The 22,553-nt window shown below is 58.9% G+C and carries 24 protein-coding genes and 1 tRNA gene; 12 read left to right on the forward strand and 13 right to left on the reverse strand.

Features of this window, described 5'->3' with window-relative positions; genetic code table 11:
- The coding region (locus P0O24_RS10055) for a hypothetical protein (RefSeq protein ID WP_316969621.1) at positions 1-223 on the reverse strand (223 nt) is incomplete at its 3' end.
- 81 nt (positions 224-304) lie between these two features.
- Between P0O24_RS10055 and P0O24_RS10060 the strand changes: the two genes are divergently transcribed.
- Positions 305-1,222, forward strand: coding sequence for a hypothetical protein (locus tag P0O24_RS10060; protein ID WP_316969622.1), 918 nt, complete (start codon positions 305-307; stop codon positions 1,220-1,222).
- Between the two features lie 124 nt (positions 1,223-1,346).
- Here P0O24_RS10060 and P0O24_RS10065 read toward each other — a convergent pair whose 3' ends face one another.
- Complete coding sequence (locus P0O24_RS10065) at positions 1,347-2,273, reverse strand: hypothetical protein (protein ID WP_316969623.1); 927 nt, start codon at positions 2,271-2,273, stop codon at positions 1,347-1,349.
- Between the two features lie 435 nt (positions 2,274-2,708).
- Here P0O24_RS10065 and P0O24_RS10070 point away from each other — a divergent pair, with 435 nt between their 5' ends.
- The 4 genes from P0O24_RS10070 (at position 2,709) to P0O24_RS10085 (ending at position 5,107) form a co-directional block, all read left to right on the forward strand.
- Positions 2,709-3,044, forward strand: coding sequence for a hypothetical protein (locus P0O24_RS10070; protein ID WP_316969624.1), 336 nt, complete (start codon positions 2,709-2,711; stop codon positions 3,042-3,044).
- A 147-nt stretch (positions 3,045-3,191) separates the two neighbouring features.
- Positions 3,192-3,494, forward strand: a complete 303-nt coding sequence (locus P0O24_RS10075; RefSeq protein ID WP_316969625.1) for a nucleotidyltransferase family protein — start codon at positions 3,192-3,194, stop codon at positions 3,492-3,494.
- 51 nt (positions 3,495-3,545) lie between these two features.
- Complete coding sequence (locus tag P0O24_RS10080) at positions 3,546-3,866, forward strand: HepT-like ribonuclease domain-containing protein (protein WP_316969642.1); 321 nt, start codon at positions 3,546-3,548, stop codon at positions 3,864-3,866.
- 101 nt (positions 3,867-3,967) lie between these two features.
- A complete protein-coding gene (locus P0O24_RS10085; RefSeq protein ID WP_316969626.1) occupies positions 3,968-5,107 on the forward strand; it encodes a pyridoxal phosphate-dependent aminotransferase in 1,140 nt (379 codons plus the stop codon).
- A 130-nt stretch (positions 5,108-5,237) separates the two neighbouring features.
- On the opposite strand, the gene P0O24_RS10090 is transcribed toward P0O24_RS10085, so the two are convergent.
- The 11 genes from P0O24_RS10090 to P0O24_RS10140 all read right to left on the reverse strand — a co-directional run bounded on the left by P0O24_RS10090 (position 5,238) and on the right by P0O24_RS10140 (position 13,937).
- Positions 5,238-7,292, reverse strand: coding sequence for a S9 family peptidase (locus P0O24_RS10090; RefSeq protein ID WP_394356765.1), 2,055 nt, complete (start codon positions 7,290-7,292; stop codon positions 5,238-5,240).
- Positions 7,293-7,441: 149 nt separating this feature from the next.
- Positions 7,442-8,092 (reverse strand): YkgJ family cysteine cluster protein, encoded by a 651-nt coding sequence (locus P0O24_RS10095; protein ID WP_316969628.1) that lies wholly within the window; start codon positions 8,090-8,092, stop codon positions 7,442-7,444.
- Positions 8,093-8,133: 41 nt separating this feature from the next.
- Entirely contained in the window at positions 8,134-9,069 is a 936-nt protein-coding gene (mtrH, locus tag P0O24_RS10100) for a tetrahydromethanopterin S-methyltransferase subunit H (RefSeq protein WP_316969629.1), read from the reverse strand.
- A gap of 1 nt (position 9,070) precedes the next feature.
- A complete protein-coding gene (gene mtrG / locus P0O24_RS10105; protein WP_316969630.1) occupies positions 9,071-9,304 on the reverse strand; it encodes a tetrahydromethanopterin S-methyltransferase subunit MtrG in 234 nt (77 codons plus the stop codon).
- A 12-nt stretch (positions 9,305-9,316) separates the two neighbouring features.
- Positions 9,317-9,607 carry a tetrahydromethanopterin S-methyltransferase subunit F gene (locus P0O24_RS10110; protein ID WP_316969631.1) on the reverse strand — a complete coding sequence of 97 codons (291 nt, stop codon included), beginning with the start codon at positions 9,605-9,607 and terminating at the stop codon, positions 9,317-9,319.
- Position 9,608: 1 nt separating this feature from the next.
- Entirely contained in the window at positions 9,609-10,337 is a 729-nt protein-coding gene (gene mtrA / locus P0O24_RS10115) for a tetrahydromethanopterin S-methyltransferase subunit A (protein WP_316969632.1), read from the reverse strand.
- Entirely contained in the window at positions 10,338-10,649 is a 312-nt protein-coding gene (locus P0O24_RS10120) for a tetrahydromethanopterin S-methyltransferase subunit B (RefSeq protein ID WP_316969633.1), read from the reverse strand.
- Positions 10,650-11,456, reverse strand: coding sequence for a tetrahydromethanopterin S-methyltransferase subunit MtrC (gene mtrC / locus P0O24_RS10125; RefSeq protein ID WP_316969634.1), 807 nt, complete (start codon positions 11,454-11,456; stop codon positions 10,650-10,652).
- 1 nt (position 11,457) lies between these two features.
- Complete coding sequence (gene mtrD, locus P0O24_RS10130; RefSeq protein ID WP_316969635.1) at positions 11,458-12,150, reverse strand: tetrahydromethanopterin S-methyltransferase subunit D; 693 nt, start codon at positions 12,148-12,150, stop codon at positions 11,458-11,460.
- Positions 12,147-13,058: a tetrahydromethanopterin S-methyltransferase subunit E gene (gene mtrE, locus P0O24_RS10135; RefSeq protein ID WP_316969636.1), complete on the reverse strand. Its 912-nt coding sequence runs from the start codon at positions 13,056-13,058 to the stop codon at positions 12,147-12,149. Before mtrE ends, mtrD begins: the two co-directional genes overlap by 4 nt.
- A 333-nt stretch (positions 13,059-13,391) precedes the next feature.
- Entirely contained in the window at positions 13,392-13,937 is a 546-nt protein-coding gene (locus P0O24_RS10140) for a CDP-2,3-bis-(O-geranylgeranyl)-sn-glycerol synthase (RefSeq protein WP_316969637.1), read from the reverse strand.
- 263 nt (positions 13,938-14,200) lie between these two features.
- Here P0O24_RS10140 and P0O24_RS10145 point away from each other — a divergent pair.
- The 7 genes from P0O24_RS10145 to gyrA all read left to right on the forward strand — a co-directional run bounded on the left by P0O24_RS10145 (position 14,201) and on the right by gyrA (position 22,365).
- Positions 14,201-14,293 (forward strand) — tRNA-Gly (locus P0O24_RS10145).
- Positions 14,294-14,394: 101 nt separating this feature from the next.
- Entirely contained in the window at positions 14,395-15,114 is a 720-nt protein-coding gene (locus P0O24_RS10150; RefSeq protein ID WP_394356766.1) for a helix-turn-helix domain-containing protein, read from the forward strand.
- A 4-nt stretch (positions 15,115-15,118) separates the two neighbouring features.
- Positions 15,119-16,156: a hydroxymethylglutaryl-CoA synthase gene (locus P0O24_RS10155; protein WP_316969639.1), complete on the forward strand. Its 1,038-nt coding sequence runs from the start codon at positions 15,119-15,121 to the stop codon at positions 16,154-16,156.
- Positions 16,157-16,160: 4 nt separating this feature from the next.
- Positions 16,161-17,324 carry a thiolase domain-containing protein gene (locus P0O24_RS10160; protein WP_316969640.1) on the forward strand — a complete coding sequence of 388 codons (1,164 nt, stop codon included), beginning with the start codon at positions 16,161-16,163 and terminating at the stop codon, positions 17,322-17,324.
- Positions 17,325-17,328: 4 nt separating this feature from the next.
- A complete protein-coding gene (locus tag P0O24_RS10165) occupies positions 17,329-17,733 on the forward strand; it encodes a Zn-ribbon domain-containing OB-fold protein (protein ID WP_394356767.1) in 405 nt (134 codons plus the stop codon).
- Positions 17,734-18,045: 312 nt separating this feature from the next.
- Positions 18,046-19,968, forward strand: a complete 1,923-nt coding sequence (gene gyrB / locus P0O24_RS10170) for a DNA topoisomerase (ATP-hydrolyzing) subunit B (protein WP_394356768.1) — start codon at positions 18,046-18,048, stop codon at positions 19,966-19,968.
- A gap of 9 nt (positions 19,969-19,977) precedes the next feature.
- Positions 19,978-22,365, forward strand: a complete 2,388-nt coding sequence (gyrA, locus tag P0O24_RS10175) for a DNA gyrase subunit A (RefSeq protein WP_316969641.1) — start codon at positions 19,978-19,980, stop codon at positions 22,363-22,365.
- Positions 22,366-22,553: the final 188 nt, after the last annotated feature.

Raw genomic sequence — 22,553 nt, forward strand, 5'->3', positions numbered from 1 at the left:
GTTCCATTTCCTCGTTCCATTTCCTCGTTCCATTTCCTCGTTCCATTTCCTCGTTCCATTTCCTCGTTCCATTTCCTCGTTCCATTTCCTCGTTCCATTTCCTCGTTCCATTTCCTCGTTCCATTTCCTCGTTCCATTTCTTGGTCCCACAGTATCCGTTCCAGTTTTGCTCTTCTTTCTCGGCTGGGCAAGCTCCCTCGAAACTGAGATCCAGATCCTCCATCCGCCGCCCGGAACGTAAGGGAGATATCTCCGAAGGGCGAGGGGTCGAAGGAACGACGATTAGACAGGTGCGGGTTTCATCGTGCAGATCGACCTTCATAAAAATACCGCCGCCATCCTGGCCCTGGCTGTGGCCCTGGGATTTCTCCTGCCTGAGCCGGCCAGAAGGCTCGAATTTCTCGTGATCCCGGCGCTATTTCTAATGATGGCCTTCTCCATGGGCGGGATCGACCTCCGCCTTCCGCCGATCCGGAGGGCGGCGGCCGGATTCCTCATCAACTACCTCTTCTTATCGGGATTGATCCTCTCCATCGCCCCCCTGGTCTTGGAGGATGAGGCGCACCTACTGGGCTTTGTGGTGATGGCGGCGGTCCCGCCGGCGGTGGCCGTCGTCCCCCTGACGAAGCTGTTGGACGGCGACGTCAGGCTCGCCCTCTATTCGGAGGTTCTGTCTTATCTCGGATCTGTCGTCCTCATGCCCCTGATCATCTTCCACTTCGCCGGGGAGGTGGGGGTGGGCGTCTGGGAGACGGGAGAGGTCGTCGTCCTCCTGATACTCCTCCCCCTCATCGCCTCAAGGCGCGTCGGCCGATTCAAGATCGATCCCGTCCACCCCATCAACTTCGGCCTCTTCGTCGTCACCTACGTCGTGGTGGGGCTGAACAGCTCCGCCATGTCCGTGGGTGTAGGAGGAGTCCTCCTCGTAGCCTTCGTCAGGACTTATATATCGGGGGCGATCGTCTACGCCGCCTCGGCGGCTCTGGGGGTCGATCTTCAGAAGAGGATCGCCTACACCCTCCTCGCCTCCTTCAAGAACCTGGGGCTCGCCGCCGCCGTCGCCCTCCTCCTCTTCGGCCCCGGGGCCGCAGTCCCGGCGGCGGTATGTATCCTCGCCGAGACCAGCTTTTACATCCTCCTCTCTGCCCTGGCCGGGAGGCAGGAGGGCAGGCAAGCCTCCAAAGATGGTGTTCGGACTCGCCGGGGCCGTCTAGGGACTTGATTACCTTTTTTCGAGGGCAGATCCCCGGAACATATGGGATTGACGAGATGAATCAGTTTCTTAGACCATCCCCTGGCCATGCGCCCGAAAAAAAGGGCGGGGGATGGGGCGGGCATCCCTCAAATCAAGATGGCATCAGGACTTTCTGCATCGGTGCCGTCGGCATCGTCGAGAATCTCGTATAGGTTCCGACCATCGGCCTGCTCCCAGCGGCGTCCCTCCTCTCCTTGAAGCCGACGTCCGAGATCCAGGTTCTGGCGGGGTTGGTGTAGTAGAGGGTGCTCGTGCCGCTGGCAAGGTCGAGGCGGTAGATGTTCTGGCGCCAGTCGGCGTAGTAGAGGCGGCCGTCCCGGTAGACGAGGCCGGCTATGGAAGTGTCCCTCGATTCGAAGATCCTGGTGATGGCTCCGGTCCCGGTGGTGACCTTGTATATGCTGGCAGGCACCTGGTTTCCTGAGCAGAGGTAGAGGTTTCCGTCGTAGTCGAAGGAGAAGTCCCCGGCCCAGAACCCGCCGACGTCAGCGAGCTTGACGGTGTAGATCGGGGTGGCGGCGGCGCCGTCGACCCGGTAGATAGTCCCGTCGCCTCCGGCCCTCGTCGCCTCGCTGAAGTAGAGGCCGAGGTTGTTGTTCTGGTCGAAGGCGAAGGCTATATCCCTGACGTAAGTCCTGTGGGTGAAAACCGTCGATTCAGCGGACCAGCCGGACCCGGTCTCGGCTACCATGTAAATGTCGTTCTGGTTGGCGTTGGCGTAGTAGAGCTTCTCGGGTACCCCCGGATGGAAGGTGAAGCTGTAGAGCCTTCCCGAGGGGCGCGTATAGATGATGTTATCGGGAGCGGTGCTGCTGGCGGCGTAATAGACCGAGCCCCTGGTCTCACCACCATCGGCGTAGTAGATGGGGGCGAACCTCTCCATGACGGTCATAGTTCCAGGCCGCATCTCCAGAACGGGCGAAGTTTTCATCTCCTGGGCTGAGGCGGCGTCGGCCGCAAAGATCGGCGATGCCAGCAATAGCAGTGTAAGGATCGCCGCTGTATATCTCGATTTCATGATCTTATGAACCTCCTGAGTTCGGACGGGCTGAGATGCAGAGCGATAGATCACAGCATCAATCGGCCCGAAACCTCCTGGTCGAAAGCTCCGATCGACGGATCGAATATCCGTCTTCGTAACAGAATTAAGTTACACCATTGCCAGGTATTTTACTTAAATTTTTGTCCCCGCCTCCGGGTTTATACCGATAGAAGATCCGCCTCATGGCCATCAAGGCTCGAATAAATCTCCAAGATCGCCCAATGTCGCCATTTCATCTCAGGTGGATGGAAAAATCCCTCTACCATTTTTCCCGAACGGCAGCCCCCAACATCGAATAAAAAGTCACTTATAGGATCGAAGAGCATCCATAAATCCGTCAGAGAGATGTAAGACGAGACGGCAGGTGATATCGTTTGAAGATTTTGCTATCTCGGCTCTGAGGCGGTGGAGATGGTGGCAGATCGTAGAGAGGTAGAAGTGGAGAAAGAGGTGGAGAAGGCCTGCCCCTTTGTGGCCCGGGCCTGCCTCCAGGCCGGTTGCATGGCCTGGGACAACGCCAGCGGCGGCTGCAGGCTGATCCCGACAAAAGAGGCCGCGAGCGCCTTCGACTCCCGCCTCCGGGAGGCGGCGCCCCTCCTCTACGCCTCCCTTCTGGACCTGGTCCGGGTGATGGAGGAGCGGGGGCGGGAGTGCGATTCTTGCGGCCCCGACCTCTGGGACTACGCCGCGGAGGTGAGGAGGTCCTTCCTCGACGAGCTGATCGAGGCTCAGCTGAAGGTGGGGTGAAGGCGTAGAGATAAAGACGGTTGGGTTGTAGGTCTGGTCGGTGAAAGATATTTCTTCCGAGAGATTAAGCTGAATAACGAAAAAGTGCCGGAGGTTAAATTGACGACATCGTCAAAGAGGAAACCGCGATCGCAATCTCAAGGGAAGGTGAAGACTGCAGAGGAGATCGCCCGAATTCTGAGGTCTCACATGCCAGAGCTCGCCAGTCGCTACAAGGTGACGTCTCTTGGGATCTTCGGCTCCTATATCCGAGGCGAGGCCGACGAGGAGAGCGACATCGACCTTCTGGTGGATCTGGAGGAGGGCGATGAGCCCCTGACCCTTCTGGAGTTCATCGCCCTCGAAAACCGTCTTAGCGATCTCTTGGGGGCGAAGGTGGATCTGGTGGAGAGAAGCGCCCTCAAGCCCGCCATCGGTCGTCGCATTCTGGGGGAGGTTGAGACGGTATGAGGAAAGGGAAACGCGAGCGCCTTCGACTATCTTCAGGACATCCTCAACGCGATTGAGAGCGCTGAGAGGTTTGTTGCAGATATGGATTACGACGCCTTCGAAGCCGATGAAAAGACCAACTTTGCAGCGGTCAGGGCGCTGGAGATCGTGGGTGGAGCCTCCAAGAAAATCCCTCCTGATATTCGCCGAGAGTATCCCGATGTTCCCTGGAGAGAGATGGCGGGGATGCGAGATAAGCTGAGCCACGATTATTTCGGAGTAAACTTGCAGAGGGTATTTGAGACCGTGCGCCGGGACCTTCCGCCCTTACGGGCATCCTTCCGAAAAATCGTCGATAAACTCGAAGCTGCCGAAAGTGAGCGGAAAAATTGAACAAATTTTTTCTCGATCTGCAGCGTAAAACAAAGTTCCATCGAAAGCTCTATTGTCTTTATCGACGTCGTCCTTTCGTCATAGGTTAGGAGCCCGCCAACATGATCTCGAAACGAGCCGAGGAGATGACCCCCTTTCTGGTGATGGACGTTCTGGAACGCGCCCGGGCGATGGAGCGCCAGGGGATCGACGTAGTCCACCTGGAGGTGGGCGAGCCGGACTTCGACATCCCCGCCCCAGTCCGGGAGGCGGTGGCAGAAGCCCTCGCTCAAGGCCACACCCACTACACCCACAGCTGCGGCGACCCGCAGCTTCGGGAGGCGATATCCGAGCATTATTATGAGAAGTACAGCGTCACCGTCGATCCCGAAAGGATCGTCGTCTGCTCGGGGACCTCTCCCGCCATGATGCTCGTCTTCTCCCTCCTCCTGGAGGGTGGAGACGAGGCGATCGTCTCCGACCCCGGCTACGCCTGCTACCCCAACTTCATTCGCTTTGCGGGCGGCGTCCCCGTGCCGGTGCCGGCCGCCGAGGCGGACGGCTTTCAGCTCAACCCCGGAGCTGTAAGATCCCGAATCACTGATAAGACGAAGGCCATCGTCATCAACTCGCCATCGAACCCCACGGGGACCCTCCTATCCGCCCGAAGGATGGAGGAGATCGCCGATCTGGGGGTCCGGGTCATCTCCGACGAGATCTACCACGGCCTCGTCTACGCTGGAAGGGAGAGGTCGATTTTGGAGTTCGCCGACGACGCCATCGTCCTCAACGGCTTCTCGAAGCTCTACGCCATGACTGGCCTGAGGTTGGGGTACCTGATCGCCCCTCCCGAGTTCATCAGGCCGATCCAGAAGATGCAGCAGAACCTCTTCATCTGCGCCAACTCCGCCGTCCAGAGGGCGGGGATCGCCGCCCTCCGGGAGGCCGGCGACGACGTCGAACGGATGAGGCGGACCTACGACGAGCGGAGGCGGTTCATGATCAAAAGGCTCCGCAAGCTCGGATTCGGGATCGAAGTCGAGCCGACGGGGGCCTTCTACGTCTTCGCCGACGCCCGGCATATTTCGTCCGATTCGTACAAGCTCGCCTTCGATATCCTGGAGAAAGCCCGCGTCGGCGTCGCGCCCGGGATCGACTTCGGGGCTAACGGCGAGGGATACCTCCGCTTCTCTTACGCAAACTCCATCGAGAGGATCGCCGAGGGGCTCGATCGGATCGAGGGGTACCTCCAGGGACTCTGATCCGGACGGTCCCGCCGATATAGAGCCGGATGAGGAAGGGCAGCATAAAAAAGATCATGGGGAACCGGCGAGCCGCCCGGATCCCCCTTAGCCGCCATTTCGTCTCTTCAGCCGGTAGAAGAGGACTCCATCAGGCCGATCGGTCAAAGAGAGCCTCCTTCAGCCCCGGAACCTCCTCGGCTCCAACGGGGACGGTGATCGTCGAATTCTCGAAAGCGTCTCCCACCGGCTCAAACCTTCCGCCCAGATGCTCTGAGAGGAAGGCCTCAGCGATGGCGAAGAACGATATCCTGTTCTCTGGTCGAGCGAAGCCGTGACCCTCATCTGGATAGAGGACATAGGTGACGGGAATTCCCTTTTCCTGCATAGCCCCGACGATCTGGTTCGACTCGTTCTGGCTGACCCGGGGATCGTTGGCGCCCTGGCCTATCAGAAGAGGCCGCGCTATATTCTCGACGCGGTTTATGGGAGAGCGCTCGAAGAGGAGCCTTCGCCCCTCTTCAGTCCTGTGGTCGCCCATCCGAGTTGCGAAGAGCTCGATCTGAGGCTGCCAGTAGGGGGGTATCGTCTCGATCAAGGTGGTGAGGTTTGAGGGGCCCACTATGTCGACGCCGCAGGCGAAGACCTCCGGGGTGAAGGTGAGCCCCACCAGGGTCGCGTACCCTCCGTAGCTCCCACCCATGATCGCCACCCGATCGGGATCTGCGATCCCCTCACCCACCGCCCAATCGACGGCGTCGATCAGGTCGTCGTGCATCTTGGCACCCCACTCCAGGTTTCCTGCGTTGACGAAATCCTTCCCAAACCCCGTAGATCCGCGGAAGTTCGCGCTCAGGACGGCGTATCCCCGGTTGGCAAGCCACTGATGGGCGGGGTTATAGTCCCAGACGTCGCGGGCCCAGGGACCGCCGTGGACGTACAGGACCATGGGGAGGGGCTCCTCCGGCCTGCCGTCACCATCCGGGTCGCTTCCGAGAGGCAACGTGTAGTAGCTCACCAGGTTCAGACCGTCCCGCGAGACGATGACTGCTGGGATCATCATCTTGGCGAAGGCCAGATCTTCCAGATCCTTCCGATTGGTGAAGAGGAACTCGGCCTCTTTCTTCTTGCTGTCATAGCGGTAGTACCTGAAGGGGCCATCGTCCACGACGTAGACGACTATCCAGGTCCTGTCGTCGAGAGACCGGCTCACCACCTCGATGTCGCCATCGTCGACCGTTGCGAGGAACGCCAGGTCGTCGGCCACCGATCCGTCGATCACCTGCCAGTCCTTCCGCTCGTAGGTGAAAGCAACTGCCTGGACGTTCCTCTCTGAAGGGTGAACCATCCAGCCGCTGAAATCAGCTTTGGGGTCTTCTGCGATTAAAGTCTCAACCCCGGTATGCGTATCCATGGCGAAGAGCGCCGCAGTATTCCGGCCGCGGCTGTCGACCATATACAGGATCTCCCCGGTCTTGTTGAACCCAACCGGTCCCGTCGTAATCACGTCCTCCATCGGGATCTTTGAGAAGACCTCCCAGCGGCCGTCTCCCGTCGGCCGGAAGATATCTGCACCGCCGTCGCAGGTCATATTCGTCGCAAACCTGACGGTGTAATTGTCATCTATGTCGAAGGATGAAAAATATCTGTTCTCCTGGATCAGGGTCATCTTCCCGGTATCTATGTTCAGGTGATAGAGGTCGTGGTACTCCGGATCGCGGCTGTTTATGCCGACGATTATCTCCTCAGGGAAGTTGCGGCTGACCTTTACAATCCTGGCCTGGACATCCTCGAAGGGCGTGTGGTCCTTCATCTCGCCGCTGCTCAGGTTGACGCTGTAGATCCGCCAGTTCTCATCGCCGTCCTTGTCCTGGATATAGAGGATGTGCTCGTTGGTGTAGGCCCACGAGTAGGAGCGTATCCCCCGATATGTATCGTTGGTGACGGGCTCTGCAGCTTCCGGGTCCTCGATAGGTCCCACCCAGACGTTCAGGACACCGTCTTTGGGGGCAAGATAGCTGATCCTTGAACCGTCGGGGCTCGTTCTTACAGTGATCTTGTCAGGATTGCCGAAGAGCAGTTCTCGCGGTATAAGAGGATCTGCTTCTTCCGTTTCCATCTCTCCATCCGCTACCCCCATCCCTAGGGCCCATCCCGCCATAGATAGGAGAGTTAAGAACGCTACGCCAATTAAAACTCGTTTCATGAGTATCCCTCTACTTGAGCTATTGCAAAGATCTGCAAAGGACCATTACACCGATCTTATTTAATAATTATGTCTAATGAAAAATCCGGCTTATAGCCATCCCCCGCGCCCTTCGATCCATTTCATCCGCCTATCGATGACTCCATCATTCAAAGAGGCCGGTCCTTCTTCCCCGGCATCGTCCTGTAGATCCTGGCGTCGGGGTGGATCTTCCCCTCGATCCTCAGCCTCTGAACCTGGGAGCCGACGGTCTCCATCCTCTCGGCGAACTGGCCGGCGACGAGCTTCTCGAGCCTCCTTCTATCCGGCTCCTTCCCTCCCCCCATGCCCGGGCAGGTGGGGTTGTACCCTATCTCGAGGACGATCCCCCCCGAGGGCCCCGACCTCTCGACGACGACGAAGGGGAAGAGGCGACAGGCCGTCGGCCTGACGGAGTAGATGGAGCACCCCTTCCCGTCCCGAAAGAAGACGCAAGCTCCGTCCGACTCCCTCGACTTCATGACGGGAAGGTCGAGGATAACCCTCTTTCCGCCCTCATCGACCCTGACGGACCCTTTCTTGTCGCCGTAGAGGGTGTCTACGAACTCCCCGGCCTCTAAACCCGTCCTCCTGCTGATCTTATCGATATCCTTCTCGGTGAGGTAGATCAGGTTGCTCTTATCCAGAAACTCCGCCATCCTCTCGGGAGGGATGAGGTCGTCGAACTCCTGGGGTCGGCGGTGATGGCAGCAGGTCCCGCATCTCAGGCACCGAAAACGGCCGCTTCCAAAGGCTGCCCTGATCTCCACTCTAACCGGCATGCGGATCGCCTCGAAATAAAAAAGAAAAAAAGAGGGGGTGCTCAGAGGAGCTTGTTGATCGGGTGGTTCGGGTCCAGGACTTCCAGGCCGAGCTCTTTTGCGCTCTCAGCGCACATGATGTCGACCATGGCCGCCGCGGGGAAGACCATCGTGGCGTTCTCGATGGGGCCGTATAGGTAATAGTCGGCTCCCATGATCCCGGCCACGAGGTTTGATCCGATGTCCACCGGAGCAAAGGCTGCCTTGTTCACCTTCTTGTACTTCTTCATCCAGTCCCAGGCGGAGGCGCCGTTGTGGTAGCCCGCGCCGACGGGAAGGCCCAGGATCGCCTTGACGGCTATCCCAGCCCTGATGGTGGCGCCGGAGCCGTTGCCCAGGGGCATGGCGGCGACGTCGATGAGGGGCCTTGTGATCCCGGCCTCTGCTGCGTAGTCGAGCATCCCCTTCTCCGCGCCTCCTGCGGCCTTAGTCAGGACGTCCATCTTCCCCTGGGTGGTGGCGTCGATGGCGTTGAAGGCGAGGACGATGGCGGCGTCGAGGTCGCTCTCCTTGACCGCCTGGAACTCCTCGGCGGTGATGGAGGCGTTGATGGAGTTGTGGATCGCCCTGTCAGCGACGCCGATCTCGGTGGCATATTTGACGCCGAAACCCCGCACGCTGGGGGCGCTGGAGTCCACCAGGAAGGGAGCGTCGGATATGTCGACGAACCAGTCCAGGTACTTGGCCATAGCCTCATCCGTCTCGGCGACGATCTGGTTGAAACAGGGGTTTCCTGTGGTGTCGCTCATCTCTTCCTGGTCTTTCCACAGCTTCTCCGCGGCAGCGACGTCAAAGAGCCCCTTGTCCTCGTCGGTCACAATCTTGTGCCGGGAATAGAACATCGTTCCTATACAGACGGTCGGGTACTCTCCGGGCTGACCTCCCACCTTGATCTTGCCGAACTCGAATACCTCTTGCTTCTTGTCAAATTTGAACATGTCAAACCCTCAGACCAAACGCCAGCAAATAGTATGCCAGCACTATGATTATTCCCCCACAGGCTCCGTAGAGGATGCCGATATCTCTGCCGATCTTCTTGCCCTGCCTCTGGGCCATCTCCGCGCTAACGAACTCGATCTTCTGATCGATCTTTGCCAGCTTCTCTAGGACCTGGGTGTACTGGTCCTGGTCCACTACGACGCTGGGCACTACATCTCGATTATCTTGAGCCATGATCGTATCACCTCAGGTCATGATGAAGATCGGCAAGAGGACCATCAGAAGCGCGAAGAAGAAGCCGATAAACGCCCCTATGGGCAATGCGGCGTTCACGCTCGAGCTGAGCTTTTGATCTCTTGCTATGAGCTGGCCTCTGTAGGTCACGCTCTCGGTGATCTCGTGAAAAGGTCCCATGAAGGGCATCAAGACGGTAGGGAGGCCCTTGCCGTAGGGTATATCGGCAGTTATCGGCTTCACCACTTCGACCTCTGGGGCCGCTTCTTGGACCTCTTCGGTCTTAATCTCCTCATCTGCCATCTCACATACCTCCCATCCACATAATCATCCCGAAGAGGACGAGAACGATGGTTATCCCCATCACAACCCCCTCGATCTTTCCGGCGTAGACTCCTGCAGCGTACTTGTTCTCTAGGCCCATGTTGGTGACATTGGCCTCTATCTGCTTCATCCTCGCCCGGATGTTGACGACCTCTGCCGCCATGGGGCGCAGCCCGTGGGCAGTCTCGGCCTCCTCACCTTCGGAGATCTCTATCGCCATCGGCTCCACGTCGAGGGCCCCCGGATCTTTGGAGACGCACTCTTTTATCTTGGAGACGATGGTGCCGACATCCTCGGTGTCGATTATATTGACGGTCGTGATCTGCTCTTTGAACCTCTCGATCGATTCTGGGGTCAGGTTCTGGATGAAGGGGATGGCGCCCGTGGCACCGACGATCCTTCCCTCCTGGTTGATCCCATTCTCCGCGAAGGCCTCTATTGCCTGTCCCGTTATGTGGCCCTTAACCTCCATCCCCGTGATTACCAAAAACCTGATGTTGGGGTTGGAGACGATGTTCGCCACCATCTTCTCGATCCCGATATTCTCGGTCTTGCACGGTCCCGCCAGGGCCGCGCCAGCATCGAGGAAGGGGGCGTTGTTCATGTGAGAGCCGCAGGTTACGACGGCGACGGGGCCCTCGGGGTTTCCGACCTCATACTCGCCGGTCATCCAGGGCCAGGGATCGGTCGGTTTCACTTTGTTGGCCATTTAGAAAGCACCTCCATGGGAGAAAACGTACACAAAGGCGACGATCAGGCCGACTATGAACCCGTACCATATGTTGGTGTAAACGCCCGCCATGAAGCTTGCGCCCTCTCTTCCCTTGTAAGTGTTGAGGAGGGGCGCATCCGGAGCGAGGGAGTTCACCAGATCGTCGGCGACCTTGTCGAGGAGTTCGATCTGCTCCATTATCGGGTCCAGAGCGAACTGAACGACGTCATCTCTCTCCTCTGCGATCATCCCTTCGAGCGGATCGAAGACCAGATGCAGATCTGTTGGGCCTGCTCTGACTATTCCCATCTACAGACCTCCTTCAGCGAGAAGACCGGTTCCGACGACGCCTGCAGAGTCCCTCTTGACCAGCTTGAAGTACCAGAGGAAGGCCTTCAGCCAGATGGCCGCTGCTATCAGCATAGTCAGGACAGCTCCTCCGACACCAACGGTGATCAACGAGCCGATCCCGGCAGCGAACATCGCGAGACCTCCGGTGGATATGGCGTGGACGAGGGTCCTGTCCTGGGTCTCGTCGGGGCCGAGGTTGGCGTTGAACGGCTGCAATATGGCGAGAGCACCGGCGATGAAGACTATCGCTATGAATCCGGTGAATACGACGTCGTTGAGCATATCCTGGTAGCCGATCTGCCCGGATATGACGACGCTAAGGGCGATTATGACAACAGCTCCTGCGCCGCCGAGGCTCATCAAAACCTCTTCCATGACCGGGATGTTCATCTTGATGATCTTGTTGGCGAGCATTCCTACAAAATAGCCGAAGCCCATCGCGATGGCGATGCCGATGATCGGTCCTGCAATTCCCGCTACGGCAAGGCCGAACATGGCTGCTACAAGCCCCATCCCCATCGCCATCATCCCGATGGACGGAACTCCGGTCCCTATGCCGTAAGCACAGACCCTTCTTACGGCGTCGGCGCCCATCACGATAGCGGCGATGGCCCCAAGGCCTGCGAGGAACGAGAAGTATCCGGTCCCGGTTATCATATTCAGAACGTGTGCGAGGTAAATTCCAAGAATTCCGCCACCGAGGCCGTACATCGTCAGCTTAGTCTTGTCGATCTTGGACTCTCCTCCGCCTGCTGCAACGCTCATTTCAGGCACCTCCGTGGATCAATACAGCGAATATTCCTATGATGAGGGTTGCGATGAAACAAGCCTGGATCGCCCGGGGGATCCTCTTGAACTTCGGGTCGTGGAACCCTTCGATCGTCCCCTGGATGTTGTAGGAGGCTATGACGGCGTTCACGACGAAGATCCCTATGGCGAAGAAGGCGCTCAATCCCGAGACGCCGTTGATGTTCATAAGGGCGTAGTAGATCAGCGAACCTCCGGCCCCACCCAAGAGCCCTCCGATCGTCCCGCTGACGTAGCTGACGGTGGGAACGCCGTGACCTACGGTCCCTGGGGATATGTAAGGGGGCTGCGGGTCTTTGGTTATCGGATCGTAATCCACCTTTGCAGCCACGGGCGGAACGCCGATGCCATAGATGTATACCCAGTTTCCGACGATCATCGTGACGTCCATCATGATCATGGCGCCCACGGCACCGCTCAAGACTATCAAGAGGATGTTGTCCGTGACGCTCATCATCAGGCCGGCGCTTATCAGGCCGGTGAGCCCCGATCCTGTCGCCAGCTGAACTGTCCCGGTACCGACGCCCGTGGCCTGGGCCATGGCTGCCGGAGCCCCGCCGACGGGAACGAAGTGGACGCCTATGCCTACAAGAAGCCCGCCGATAACGATCTGGATTACGTAAATTAACGTGCTTGCGTCAAAGGTGCTCATGCCTTAATGTCCCCCACGTATTCGGGATAGGGCCCGTACCTCTTCTTCGACCTGACCTCGAGGATTCTGTTGTAGACGTTGAGCAGAACTACGATAAGTACTCCCGTCGCGATCGCATACCACCCCTGGGTGGCGGGATCGAAGATGGTAGTCCGCCAGTTGTCCAGGAATACGATAAGGCCAAAAGCCAGGCCAGTGACCGGACCTCCGAACTTGGCGCAGAACCAGGCGTTGTCGATGGAGCTTCTCAGCCCCGCTTCACCCTTTGTGACGATGTCCCCGGAGTTGGCGGCGTTCAGGCCGGCTCCGAACGGATACTGCTGAAACTCTCTCTCAGCTCCGTAGTGGACGTCTCCGGTCGACGAGCCTATGGCTCCGAGGGCGATTCCCCAGGTGAATGCTATGACGGGCAGGGGGAATGGGTGCTGGATCGGAAGCCAGGGGGCTGTCATGATGTAGGATATCGCGACAACGCAGAAGGCTGTAATGTACGCATGTGCCATTATGGTAGTGGTGTGACTTCGCAAGACGTCCAGATAGACGTACTGATTGAAACGCGCCTGGCTCGTATTCCTCCCCATGTACGAAGTCATGGAAAGGATGCCGTTGAATACAGCGGCTACAAGAGAGCCGACTGCTATTGAGAAAAACGCGTTCATACCGTACGCATCGGACATCAAGACGCTGGCTGTAACTGCGGCAAGTGCGGCGTAAAGAGCGTTCGATGGTGGCTCTCCAGATATGGCCTTGTTGTAAATCCTGTGGGTGTGACCCACCTGAGCTGCCAACTGGACCTGTGAGTTGGGATTGCTCTGAGAACCCACATCGGACTCTAAGTCCTCACTTGCTCCGGCTATCGTCGCAAGGGCGCCCATCGCGGCTAGGAGCCCCATGCTAACCATGTCCATTTGCTCTCCTCCTTTTTCATTCTTGCCAAATCATAGTAATCTATGAAAAATTTGGCCAGTAACGTACTGACTATCGGTTACTGGACTTATAAAGCTTTCGAAATGGTAATGCGGCCGCCATTTTCGTTTTTTATCAGGGGTATCGTGGGTCTAACGATCCCAAAAAAGAGGTATCAAAGCTTGAAATATAAAAGACACCTATTTGGCAGATTTTCGGGCAAATACCCCCCGATAAGGCCGGCGATTACCGGGAAAAACCCATTGGTTTCGGATTTGGCCGGATATCTCCCCCTCCATCCCCCTTGAACCCGGACCAAAACAGGACCTCCAGCCTCACCAGGGCTCCTTCTTCGCCTTGATCTTGTACCCTATGACGTTCGTCGCCCTGTGGAGTATCGGCGTTATGATCAGAACTATCAATATGATCTCAGGGGTGAAGTTCTGGGAGAACCACCGGGGAGCGAGAAGATAGGTCAGGGCCCAGCTCCCCAAGACGAAATCTAGCTGGTCGACGAGGAAGAGGGAGGCACCGCGCTCCATCCCCATCCTCCGCTTGAAGAAGCTGGCTATGACATCTCCTGCCATCGCCCCCAGGGAGAGGCCCATGAGGACCATAAGAAGTTCATCTCCGGACCCGAACTGAGGCAGGCCCCGGTCCGGCCAGGTGGATGCGACGGCGGAGAGGAGCAGCCCAGCCCCCATCCCTCCGAGGGCGCCGGCGATAGTTCCCCGGAAGGTCTTGCCGTCCCCGAGGATCCGGCGCCCATCCCGGAAGGTCTTGCCGAAATCCAGCGGCTTTCCTCCGCCGAAGAGGACAGCCAAGTTGTTGGGCAGGTAGGCGGGCAGCATCAGCCAGATGGCGATTATCAGCAGGTTCAATATCTCCTATCCCTCCGGAAAAATCCTAGCCGCAAAAGTTTCAAGACGCCTTCGGTATATCAAGGTATCTGACCGCCGTCGGTCGGCTTCGCGGAGGACCCGGCTCTTTCCAGATATCGATCTATAGAAGGTTATCGTCATCCTCCGACCCCTTGAACCCGGAAGCTTCCGGAGAGATCTGCCATCTGCAGGGGGGTCGCTCCGCTTTCCTGCGGCTTGCCGGATCGAAAACGTTAAGTTCAACAAGGCGGTGGTGGGTGTGAGCGCCGATGGTCTAGTGGTTATGACTTGGGCCTTCCAAGCGGCAGACGTCGCGGAGCAAGCCCAAAACCCGGGTTCGAATCCCGGTCGGCGCATCTCGTTTTACCTCGTATTTTTACCTCTTATTGTCCCATCTCGTCATATGACGAAATCCTCTTCGTTAACTTTATATTCTAAGGAGGCTCCTCTCAGTTCCATGTCGGCTGGGGGGGATATCTCTGATATTCGAGGACTGCTCGCAGAAAAGATGGCCGGTGAGATCACTCTGTCTCATAATCCCGGTGAGACTCTCAAAAAATGGCGGAGAAACTTCGGGATCACCCAGACCGAGCTCTCCAACCACCTGGGCATTTCGCCCTCTGTGATAAGCGATTATGAGAGCGGCAGACGGAGGTCCCCCGGCATTCTGATCGTCAGCAAGATCATCGACGCCCTTTTGACCATCGACGAATTTCGGGGTAGCGGCACCGCCAGGACTTACTGCTCGATGCTCAGCGACGGAGGCAGCTTCGGCCGGATATGTTTCGTTTGCGAATACCAGCAGCCTGTTTCTCTATCGAAGTTCGTCGATCAGATCGGTGCCTGCATCGTCTGCGGAGACGTCGACGTCACCATTTACGGCTATTCGATCATCGACAGCATGAAGGCTATTTTTGAGTTTCTCCCCGATCAATTTCACAGGATATACGGCAGGAGCACCGCCCGGGCCCTGATATTCACCGGCGTCTCCACCGGCAGATCGCCGATGGTGGCAGTGAGGGTCAGCCAACTCAAACCCGGGGCCGTGATCCTCCAGGGGATCGAACCCTCCGAGGTGGACGGGGTGGCCAGGAAGATCGCGGAGCTGGAGAGGATCCCCCTCTTCGCCACCAACATCTCGGCCGAGGACCTAGTGAACAATCTTAATCAAAGGTGATGGAATGCCTGTGGGAATAGTCAGCTATGGTGTGTATATACCTCGGTACAGGATAAAGGCTGAGGAGATCGCCAGGGTTTGGGGCGAGAGGGAGGATATGGCCCAAAGCCTCAACGTCTTCGAGAAATCCGTCCCGGACTTCGACGAGGACGCCGTTACCATCGCCGTCGAGGCGGCGAGGAACGCTCTCAAGCGGGCCTCCATCGATCCGGCCAGGATCGGGGCGATCTACGTCGGGTCCGAGAGCCACCCTTACGCCGTAAAGCCGACGGGGACGATCGTCGGCGAGGCCATCGGCGTAGACCACCAGCTGACGGCTGCAGACTTGGAGTTCGCCTGCAAGGCCGGGACCGCGGCGATCCAGGCGTGCCTTGGCCTCGTCTCCGCTGGTATGATCGACCTGGGTTTGGCGATGGGGACTGACACCAGCCAGGGGGCACCCGGCGACGCCCTCGAGTACACGGCGGCCGCTGGCGGAGCTGCCTACCTCATCGGCCGCGAGGACCTGGCAGCGGAGATTGAGGGGTTCTACTCCTTCACCACCGATACCCCCGACTTCTGGAGGCGGGAAGGGATGCCCTACCCGGAGCACGGGGGGAGGTTTACGGGGGTGCCCGGCTACTTCAAGCACGTCACCAGCGCCACCCGGGGCCTTTTGAAGAAGATGAAGACGATCCCCGAGGATTACGATTACGCCGTCTTCCACCAGCCCAACGGCAAGTTTCCCCGGAGGGTGGCAAAGAGCCTGGGATTCTCCGCTGATCAGATCGAGCCGGGGCTCGTCGTCCCATGGATCGGAAACACCTACTCGGGATCGAGCCTCATAGGGCTGGCAGCGACCCTGGACGTCGCGAAGCCCGGCGATAGGATCTTTCTTGCGAGCTTCGGGTCGGGGGCGGGGAGCGACGCCTTCAGCATCAGGGTCGGTGACGCCATAGAAGATATCCGGAATCGAGCTCCCCGGGTCAGGGACTACTTCGAGAACGTCCAGTACCTGGACTACGCGGTTTACGCCAAGCACAAGGGAAAGCTGCGGCTGTGATATTATGAGATCTGTATCGATTATCGGAGCTGGTTGCACGAAGTTTGGGGAGCGGTGGGACGACTCTCTCCGCGACCTGGTGGTGGAGACGGGCATCATGGCTCTGGAGGACGCGAACGTCTCCGGGGACGAGATCGACGGCCTTTACGTCGGGAACATGAGCGGCGGCCGTTTCGTGGAGCAAGAGCACATCGGCGCCCTGATATCCGACTGCGCCGGCCTATCTCGCCTTCACGTCCCCAGCACCAGGGTCGAGGCTGCCTGCGCCTCCGGCGGGATCGCCCTCAGACAGTCGGTCCTGGCGGTGGCAAGCGGCTACTCCGACGTTGTCATAGCCGCCGGGGTGGAGAAGATGACCGACGTCACCGGAGGCGTCGCAGCCGATGCCCTAGCCGCCGCCGCCGACCGGGAGTGGGAGTGCTTCTTCGGGGCGACGTTCCCCGCCCTCTACGCCATGATAGCGAGGCTCCACATGCACCGGTACGGGACGACCCGAGAGGAGCTGGCCGAGGTGGCGGTGAAGAACCATCACAATGGCTCCATGAACCCCATATCTCAGTACCAGATGGAGATCACCGTCGACAAGGTCCTAAGATCCCCCCTCGTTGCCGACCCCCTCCGGGTCCTGGACTGCTCGCCGATCACCGACGGCGCCGCCGCGGTGGTATTGGCCCCGACGGATTTGGCTCACAAATACTCCGACGCCCCCATCAACATCTTGGCCGCAGCCCAGGCGAGCGACACCCTCGCCCTCCACGACCGGAGGGATATAACAACCCTCGACGCTACAGTCTCTGCGGCGAGGAAGGCCTTCGGCATGGCGAGGCTCGAACCGGAGGATATCGACCTCGCCGAGGTCCACGACGCCTTCACCATAGGGGAGATCGTGGCCATCGAGGATCTGGGGTTCGTCGAGAAGGGAGAGGGCGGCAGGGCCGCCGGGGAGGGGATCACCGCCATCGGCGGAAAGATCCCGATAAACACCTCGGGGGGGCTCAAGGCCTGTGGCCATCCCGTTGGGGCCACCGGGATCAAACAGGCTTATGAGATGGTCCTTCAGCTCCGGGGCGAGGCGGGGAAGAGGCAGGTACAGGGGGCCGAGGTGGGGCTCGCCCACAACGTCGGCGGGTGCGGCGGCACCGCCCTCGTCCACATAATGTCGAGGTGACAAATTGTCCACAGTGCCACGATTCTGGAGACATATACCCCAGAGGTACAACCTGGTGGGGACTCACTGCGAAAAGTGCGACGAGTACTACTACCCGCCGAGGACGATCTGTCCCAACTGTCGCAGAAACGCCAAGATGGAGGATCACAAATTCGATGGGGAGGGGACGGTGGTGACCTTCACCACCATATACAACGCCACCGACGACTTCAAGAGGCAGACACCCTACAACCTGGCGATCATAGAGCTTCTGGAGGGTCCGAGGCTCACAGGCCAGGTGATCTGCAGCCCCGAAGTGATCGAGATCGGGATGAGGGTGAAGCCCGTCTTCAGGATACTGTGGAAAGAGGGGGAAAGGGGGATAATCTATTATGGGACGAAGTTCGTCCCGACGGAGGGTTGGGTCTAGCCCCGTACTTCGACCGTCTCCTCCAAGGGGCCGCGATGATAGCCCTCGATATGGCGCCTCCGAAGGCCAGCCCTTCCCTATGGGGGCCAGGATCCTGGAGCCGATATCTTCTGAGGCTCTCTGCCAGGTCGGTTAAGACTAAGTATTGAGAGGTCGACCTTTGCCTTCCTGTGCGGTCTTTCCGCGCTCGTCATGGTCGAAGAATGAGATATTAGGATAAAATCAGAATCATTAAAATCTTACCGTTGCTGGTTATCGTTTAGCTCTGGCAAAGCGTTATATATAAAGAGATAATTTGATTATGGGTTATTTATGTATTCGGGGGCGAATCCGGTCTTGAGCGAAGTGATAGAGGAGTACGACGCGAGCACCATCCAGGTCCTGGAGGGGCTAGATGCCGTCAGGCGAAGGCCAGCCATGTACATAGGGAGCACCAACGGTGCAGGCCTCCACCATCTGGTCTACGAGGTGGTGGACAACAGCATAGACGAGGCGATGGCCGGCCGGTGCTCGGAGATCAACCTGGTCCTACATGCCGACGGAACCGTCTCCGTAGGCGACGACGGGAGGGGCATCCCCGTAGACATCCACGAGCATTACAAGAAGCCTGCGCTTGAGATCGTCATGACGAAGCTCCACGCTGGAGGGAAGTTCGACCACAAGTCCTACAAGGTCTCCGGCGGCCTCCACGGCGTAGGGGTGTCGGTCGTCAACGCCCTCTCGGAGTGGCTCGAGGTAGAGGTGAGAAGAAATAGCCTCGTCTACTGGCAGAGGTACGAGCGGGGCAGGCCCGCCTCCGACCTGGAGGTCCACGGAGTCTCCGACCATACCGGCACGCAGGTCAGGTTCAAGCCCGACCCCGAGATCTTCGAGACCGTAGACTTCAGCTTCGAGATCCTGGCGAGCAGGCTCCGGGAGCTGGCCTTCTTAAACCGCGGCCTCAAGATAACGATCGAGGATGAGAAGACGGCCAAGAGGAGAGAGTACCTCTATGAGGGGGGGATCATCTCCTTCGTCGAGCACTTGAACAAGAACAAGGACCTCCTCCACTCCCCTCCCATATACTTCTCTCGGGAGAAGGAAGGAACGTCCGTCGAGGTGGCCCTCCAGTACAACAACACCTACAATGAGAACGTCCTCTCCTTCGCCAACAACATCAACACCCGAGAGGGCGGAACCCACCTCTCGGGCTTTCGGGCCGCCCTCACCAAGACGACGAACGAGTACACCAGGGAGAACAAGCTCCTGAAGGACGAGACGAAGCTCACCGGCGACGACCTCAGAGAGGGGCTTGTAGCTGTCATAAGCGTCCGGCTCTCCGACCCCCAGTTCGAGGGACAGACGAAGACGAAGCTCGGCAACAGCGCCGTCGGCGGGATAGTCAGCTCCCTCGTCTCCGAGGGGCTATCCGAGTTCTTCGAGGAAAACCCCCTCGTCATCAACAAGATCGTCGATAAGGCGACCCAGGCGTATCGGGCGAGGATCGCGGCGAGGAAGGCGAGGGAGCTGACCCGGAGGAAGAACGCCCTCAGCTCGGGAGGGCTTCCCGGAAAGCTCGCCGACTGCGCCGAAAAAGACCCCCATCTCTCAGAGCTCTACATCGTGGAGGGGGAGTCGGCGGGCGGCTCCGCAAAGCAGGGGAGGAACAGGCACTTTCAGGCGATCCTCCCCCTCCGGGGGAAGATCCTGAACGTGGAGAGGGCGAGGCTCGACAAGATCCTGAAGAACAACGAGATTCGAAACATCATCACCGCCCTCGGCACCGGGATAGGCGACGACTTCCAGATCGACCGGGCGAGGTACCACAAGGTGGTGATCATGACGGATGCCGACGTCGACGGCTCCCACATAAGGACGCTCCTCCTCACTTTCTTCTACAGGTACATGCGCGAGCTCATCGAGGCAGGATACGTCTTCATCGCCCAGCCGCCCCTCTACCAGATCAAGAGGGGCAAATCCGTAAGCTACGCTTATTCTGAGTCGGAGCTCGCCCGGACCCTGGAGGCGGCAGGGGGCAAGGGCGCCATACAGAGGTACAAGGGCCTCGGGGAGATGAACCCGGAGCAGCTCTGGGAGACGACGATGGACCCCGATAGGAGGACGATGCTGAAAGTAACCCTGGAGGACGCTATGGAAGCGGACGAGATCTTCTCGATTTTGATGGGCGAGAAGGTGGAACCGAGGCGGGAGTTCATCGAGGCTCACGCGAGAGACGTGAGGAACCTGGACGTATGAGGTGAGACGATGACGGAGATCGATGTAGACATAACCTCCGAGATGAAGTCCTCTTACATAGATTATGCCATGAGCGTCATCGTCGGAAGGGCCCTCCCCGACGTGCGGGACGGCTTAAAGCCCGTCCACCGGCGGATCCTCTACGCCATGTTCGAGCAGGGGATGACCTCGGATCAACCTTATAAAAAATCAGCTAGGGTGGTGGGTGACGTGATGGGTAAGTACCACCCCCACGGCGACGCCGCCATCTACGAGACGATGGTGAGGATGGCCCAGGACTTCTCGATGCGTTACCCGCTCATCGACGGCCAGGGGAACTTCGGCTCCATAGACGGGGATCCTGCGGCGGCGATGAGGTACACCGAGGTCCGTCTCTCCGAGATCGCGGGCGAGATTCTCACCGACATAGAGAAGGATACCGTCGACTTCGTCCCCAACTACGACGACTCTCTCAAAGAGCCGATCGTCCTCCCATCGAAGCTTCCAAACCTCCTGGTTAACGGCTCATCCGGTATAGCAGTGGGGATGGCGACGAACGTTCCTCCTCACAACCTTCGGGAGGTGGCCGGGGCCCTGACGAGGCTGATAGACGATCCGGAGTCGACCCTCTCCGACCTTTTGGAGGAGATGCCGGGCCCCGACTTTCCCACCGGCGGCTACATCCTGGGCAGCTCCGGGATCCAGTCCGCTTACGCTACAGGACGGGGGATCATCAAGCTGCGGGCTAAGTCGGTTATCGAGCAGGGAGAAAAGCAGAAGATCGTCGTGACGGAGCTGCCTTACCAGGTGAACAAGGCGAAGGTGGTGGAGACGATAGCCGACCTGATAAAGGCGGAGCGGGTCGACGGCATATCCGACCTCCGGGATGAGTCGGACCGGGATGGGATCAGGCTCGTCGTCGAGCTCCGGTCAGGAGTCAACCCCGAGGTGTTATTAAATCAGCTTCATCGGCATACCCAGCTCGAGTCATCTTACAGCATCATAAACGTGGTCCTCGTCGACGGCCAGCCGTTGACCCTTCCCCTCAAGGAGATCTTGGAGCAGTACATTCTCCACAGGTCCGAGGTGATCGAGAGGAGGACCCGTTTTGATCTCAATCGGGCTGAGAAGAGGGCTCACGTCCTGGCAGGTCTCCTAGTCGCCCTGGAGAATATAGACGATGTCATCAAGCTCATCCGGGCTGCCGAGTCCCCCGGGGAAGCGAGGGCAGCTCTCATGGGAGCCTTCGACTTATCCGAGGAGCAGACGAAGGCCATACTGGATATGAGGCTCCAGAGGCTCACGGCGTTGGAGCAGGGGAAGATCCGGTCCGAGGTGGCGGACCTCGAGGTCGCCATTGCTAGGTTCAGGGAGATCCTGGCCGATCCGAGGGAGGTCCGCAATATCATCAAGCAGGAGCTCTCCGAGCTGGTCGGAAAGTACGGCGACGAGAGGAGGACTCAGATCATCGAGGCCGAGGAGGAGATCGACCTCGAGGACCTGATCCAGGAGGAGGAGGTGGCGGTGACCATCACCGGCGATGGCTACATCAAGAGGCAGCCTCTCACCGCCTACCGCCAGCAGAGGCGGGGCGGTATGGGGGTCATGGGGGCCGAGATCAAGAGCGAGGACTTCGTCACCGACCTATTCGTCGCCACCACCCACGAGTACATCCTCTTCTTCACCGATATGGGCAAGGCCCACTGGCTCCGGGTATTCGACGTGCCGGCTCTGGGAAGGGCTGCCCGGGGCAAGTCCATAGTCAACCTCCTCTCCTTCGAGGCCGACGAGAGGATCACGGAGGCGATCCCGGTCAAGAGCTTCGACTCAGAGGGGTTCATCGTCATGGCGACATCGAAGGGGCAGGTTGTCAAGACCTCGATCCGGGCCTACAGCAACCCTCGAAAGGGAGGCATCAAGGCGGTGAACCTTCGCGGCGACAGCCTCGTCGCCGCGAGGCTCACAGACGGCGACCAGGATCTGATCCTCGCGACGGCCCACGGCAAGGCCATCAGGTTCTCTGAGGGGGACGTCCGGCCCAGCCACAGGGGCTCCATGGGGGTCCGGGGTATCAGTCTCGAGGCCAACGATGAGGTGATCAGCATGGACGTCGTCCGGCCCGGAACCGCCCTCCTCACCGTTACGAGGAAGGGTTACGGTAAGAGGACGGAGCTATCGGAGTACTCGCCTCATCGGCGGGGCGGCAAAGGCATGAAGAACATCGATCCCAGGAGGGGGGATGTAGTCGCCTCTCGGACCGTCTCCCAGGAGGATGAGCTAATGATCACGACGAAGGATGGACAGATGATCAGGATCCCTGCCTCCGACATAAGAATCCAGGGCAGAGCGACCCAGGGCGTCAGGATCATGCGGCTCAGGCCTGGGGATGAGGTGGCGGCGGTGGCCCGGATAAACTGAGGAGCGGACCGCGCCAGCTCTATCTCGTCTCGGACTCATCCACAATTTTTTGAGATCTTCACCCTTCCACAACGTTTAAATACCGGGCTTGTATTGGAGGAGTTCGCCCGTCCGCGGAGTCTGCCCGTAATTCGCGCAACTCCGGCAGAAGGGTCGCGGTCTGAGGTCTTTTTGGGATCCTGCACGTT

It is taken from the genome of Candidatus Methanocrinis alkalitolerans (assembly GCF_029167205.1).
Taxonomy (GTDB): Archaea; Halobacteriota; Methanosarcinia; order Methanotrichales; family Methanotrichaceae; genus Methanocrinis; species Methanocrinis alkalitolerans.

Coding starts and splice junctions, on each gene's coding strand:
- P0O24_RS10065 (WP_316969623.1), bottom strand. CDS start 2,273: ATGAAATCGAGATATACAGCGGCGATCCTTACACTGCTATTGCTGGCA.
- P0O24_RS10070 (WP_316969624.1), top strand. CDS start 2,709: ATGGTGGCAGATCGTAGAGAGGTAGAAGTGGAGAAAGAGGTGGAGAAG.
- P0O24_RS10085 (WP_316969626.1), top strand. CDS start 3,968: ATGATCTCGAAACGAGCCGAGGAGATGACCCCCTTTCTGGTGATGGAC.
- P0O24_RS10090 (WP_394356765.1), bottom strand. CDS start 7,292: ATGAAACGAGTTTTAATTGGCGTAGCGTTCTTAACTCTCCTATCTATG.
- P0O24_RS10095 (WP_316969628.1), bottom strand. CDS start 8,092: ATGCCGGTTAGAGTGGAGATCAGGGCAGCCTTTGGAAGCGGCCGTTTT.
- mtrH (WP_316969629.1), bottom strand. CDS start 9,069: ATGTTCAAATTTGACAAGAAGCAAGAGGTATTCGAGTTCGGCAAGATC.
- mtrG (WP_316969630.1), bottom strand. CDS start 9,304: ATGGCTCAAGATAATCGAGATGTAGTGCCCAGCGTCGTAGTGGACCAG.
- P0O24_RS10110 (WP_316969631.1), bottom strand. CDS start 9,607: ATGGCAGATGAGGAGATTAAGACCGAAGAGGTCCAAGAAGCGGCCCCA.
- mtrA (WP_316969632.1), bottom strand. CDS start 10,337: ATGGCCAACAAAGTGAAACCGACCGATCCCTGGCCCTGGATGACCGGC.
- P0O24_RS10120 (WP_316969633.1), bottom strand. CDS start 10,649: ATGGGAATAGTCAGAGCAGGCCCAACAGATCTGCATCTGGTCTTCGAT.
- mtrC (WP_316969634.1), bottom strand. CDS start 11,456: ATGAGCGTTGCAGCAGGCGGAGGAGAGTCCAAGATCGACAAGACTAAG.
- mtrD (WP_316969635.1), bottom strand. CDS start 12,150: ATGAGCACCTTTGACGCAAGCACGTTAATTTACGTAATCCAGATCGTT.
- mtrE (WP_316969636.1), bottom strand. CDS start 13,058: ATGGACATGGTTAGCATGGGGCTCCTAGCCGCGATGGGCGCCCTTGCG.
- P0O24_RS10150 (WP_394356766.1), top strand. CDS start 14,395: ATGTCGGCTGGGGGGGATATCTCTGATATTCGAGGACTGCTCGCAGAA.
- P0O24_RS10155 (WP_316969639.1), top strand. CDS start 15,119: ATGCCTGTGGGAATAGTCAGCTATGGTGTGTATATACCTCGGTACAGG.
- P0O24_RS10160 (WP_316969640.1), top strand. CDS start 16,161: ATGAGATCTGTATCGATTATCGGAGCTGGTTGCACGAAGTTTGGGGAG.
- gyrB (WP_394356768.1), top strand. CDS start 18,046: ATGTATTCGGGGGCGAATCCGGTCTTGAGCGAAGTGATAGAGGAGTAC.
- gyrA (WP_316969641.1), top strand. CDS start 19,978: ATGACGGAGATCGATGTAGACATAACCTCCGAGATGAAGTCCTCTTAC.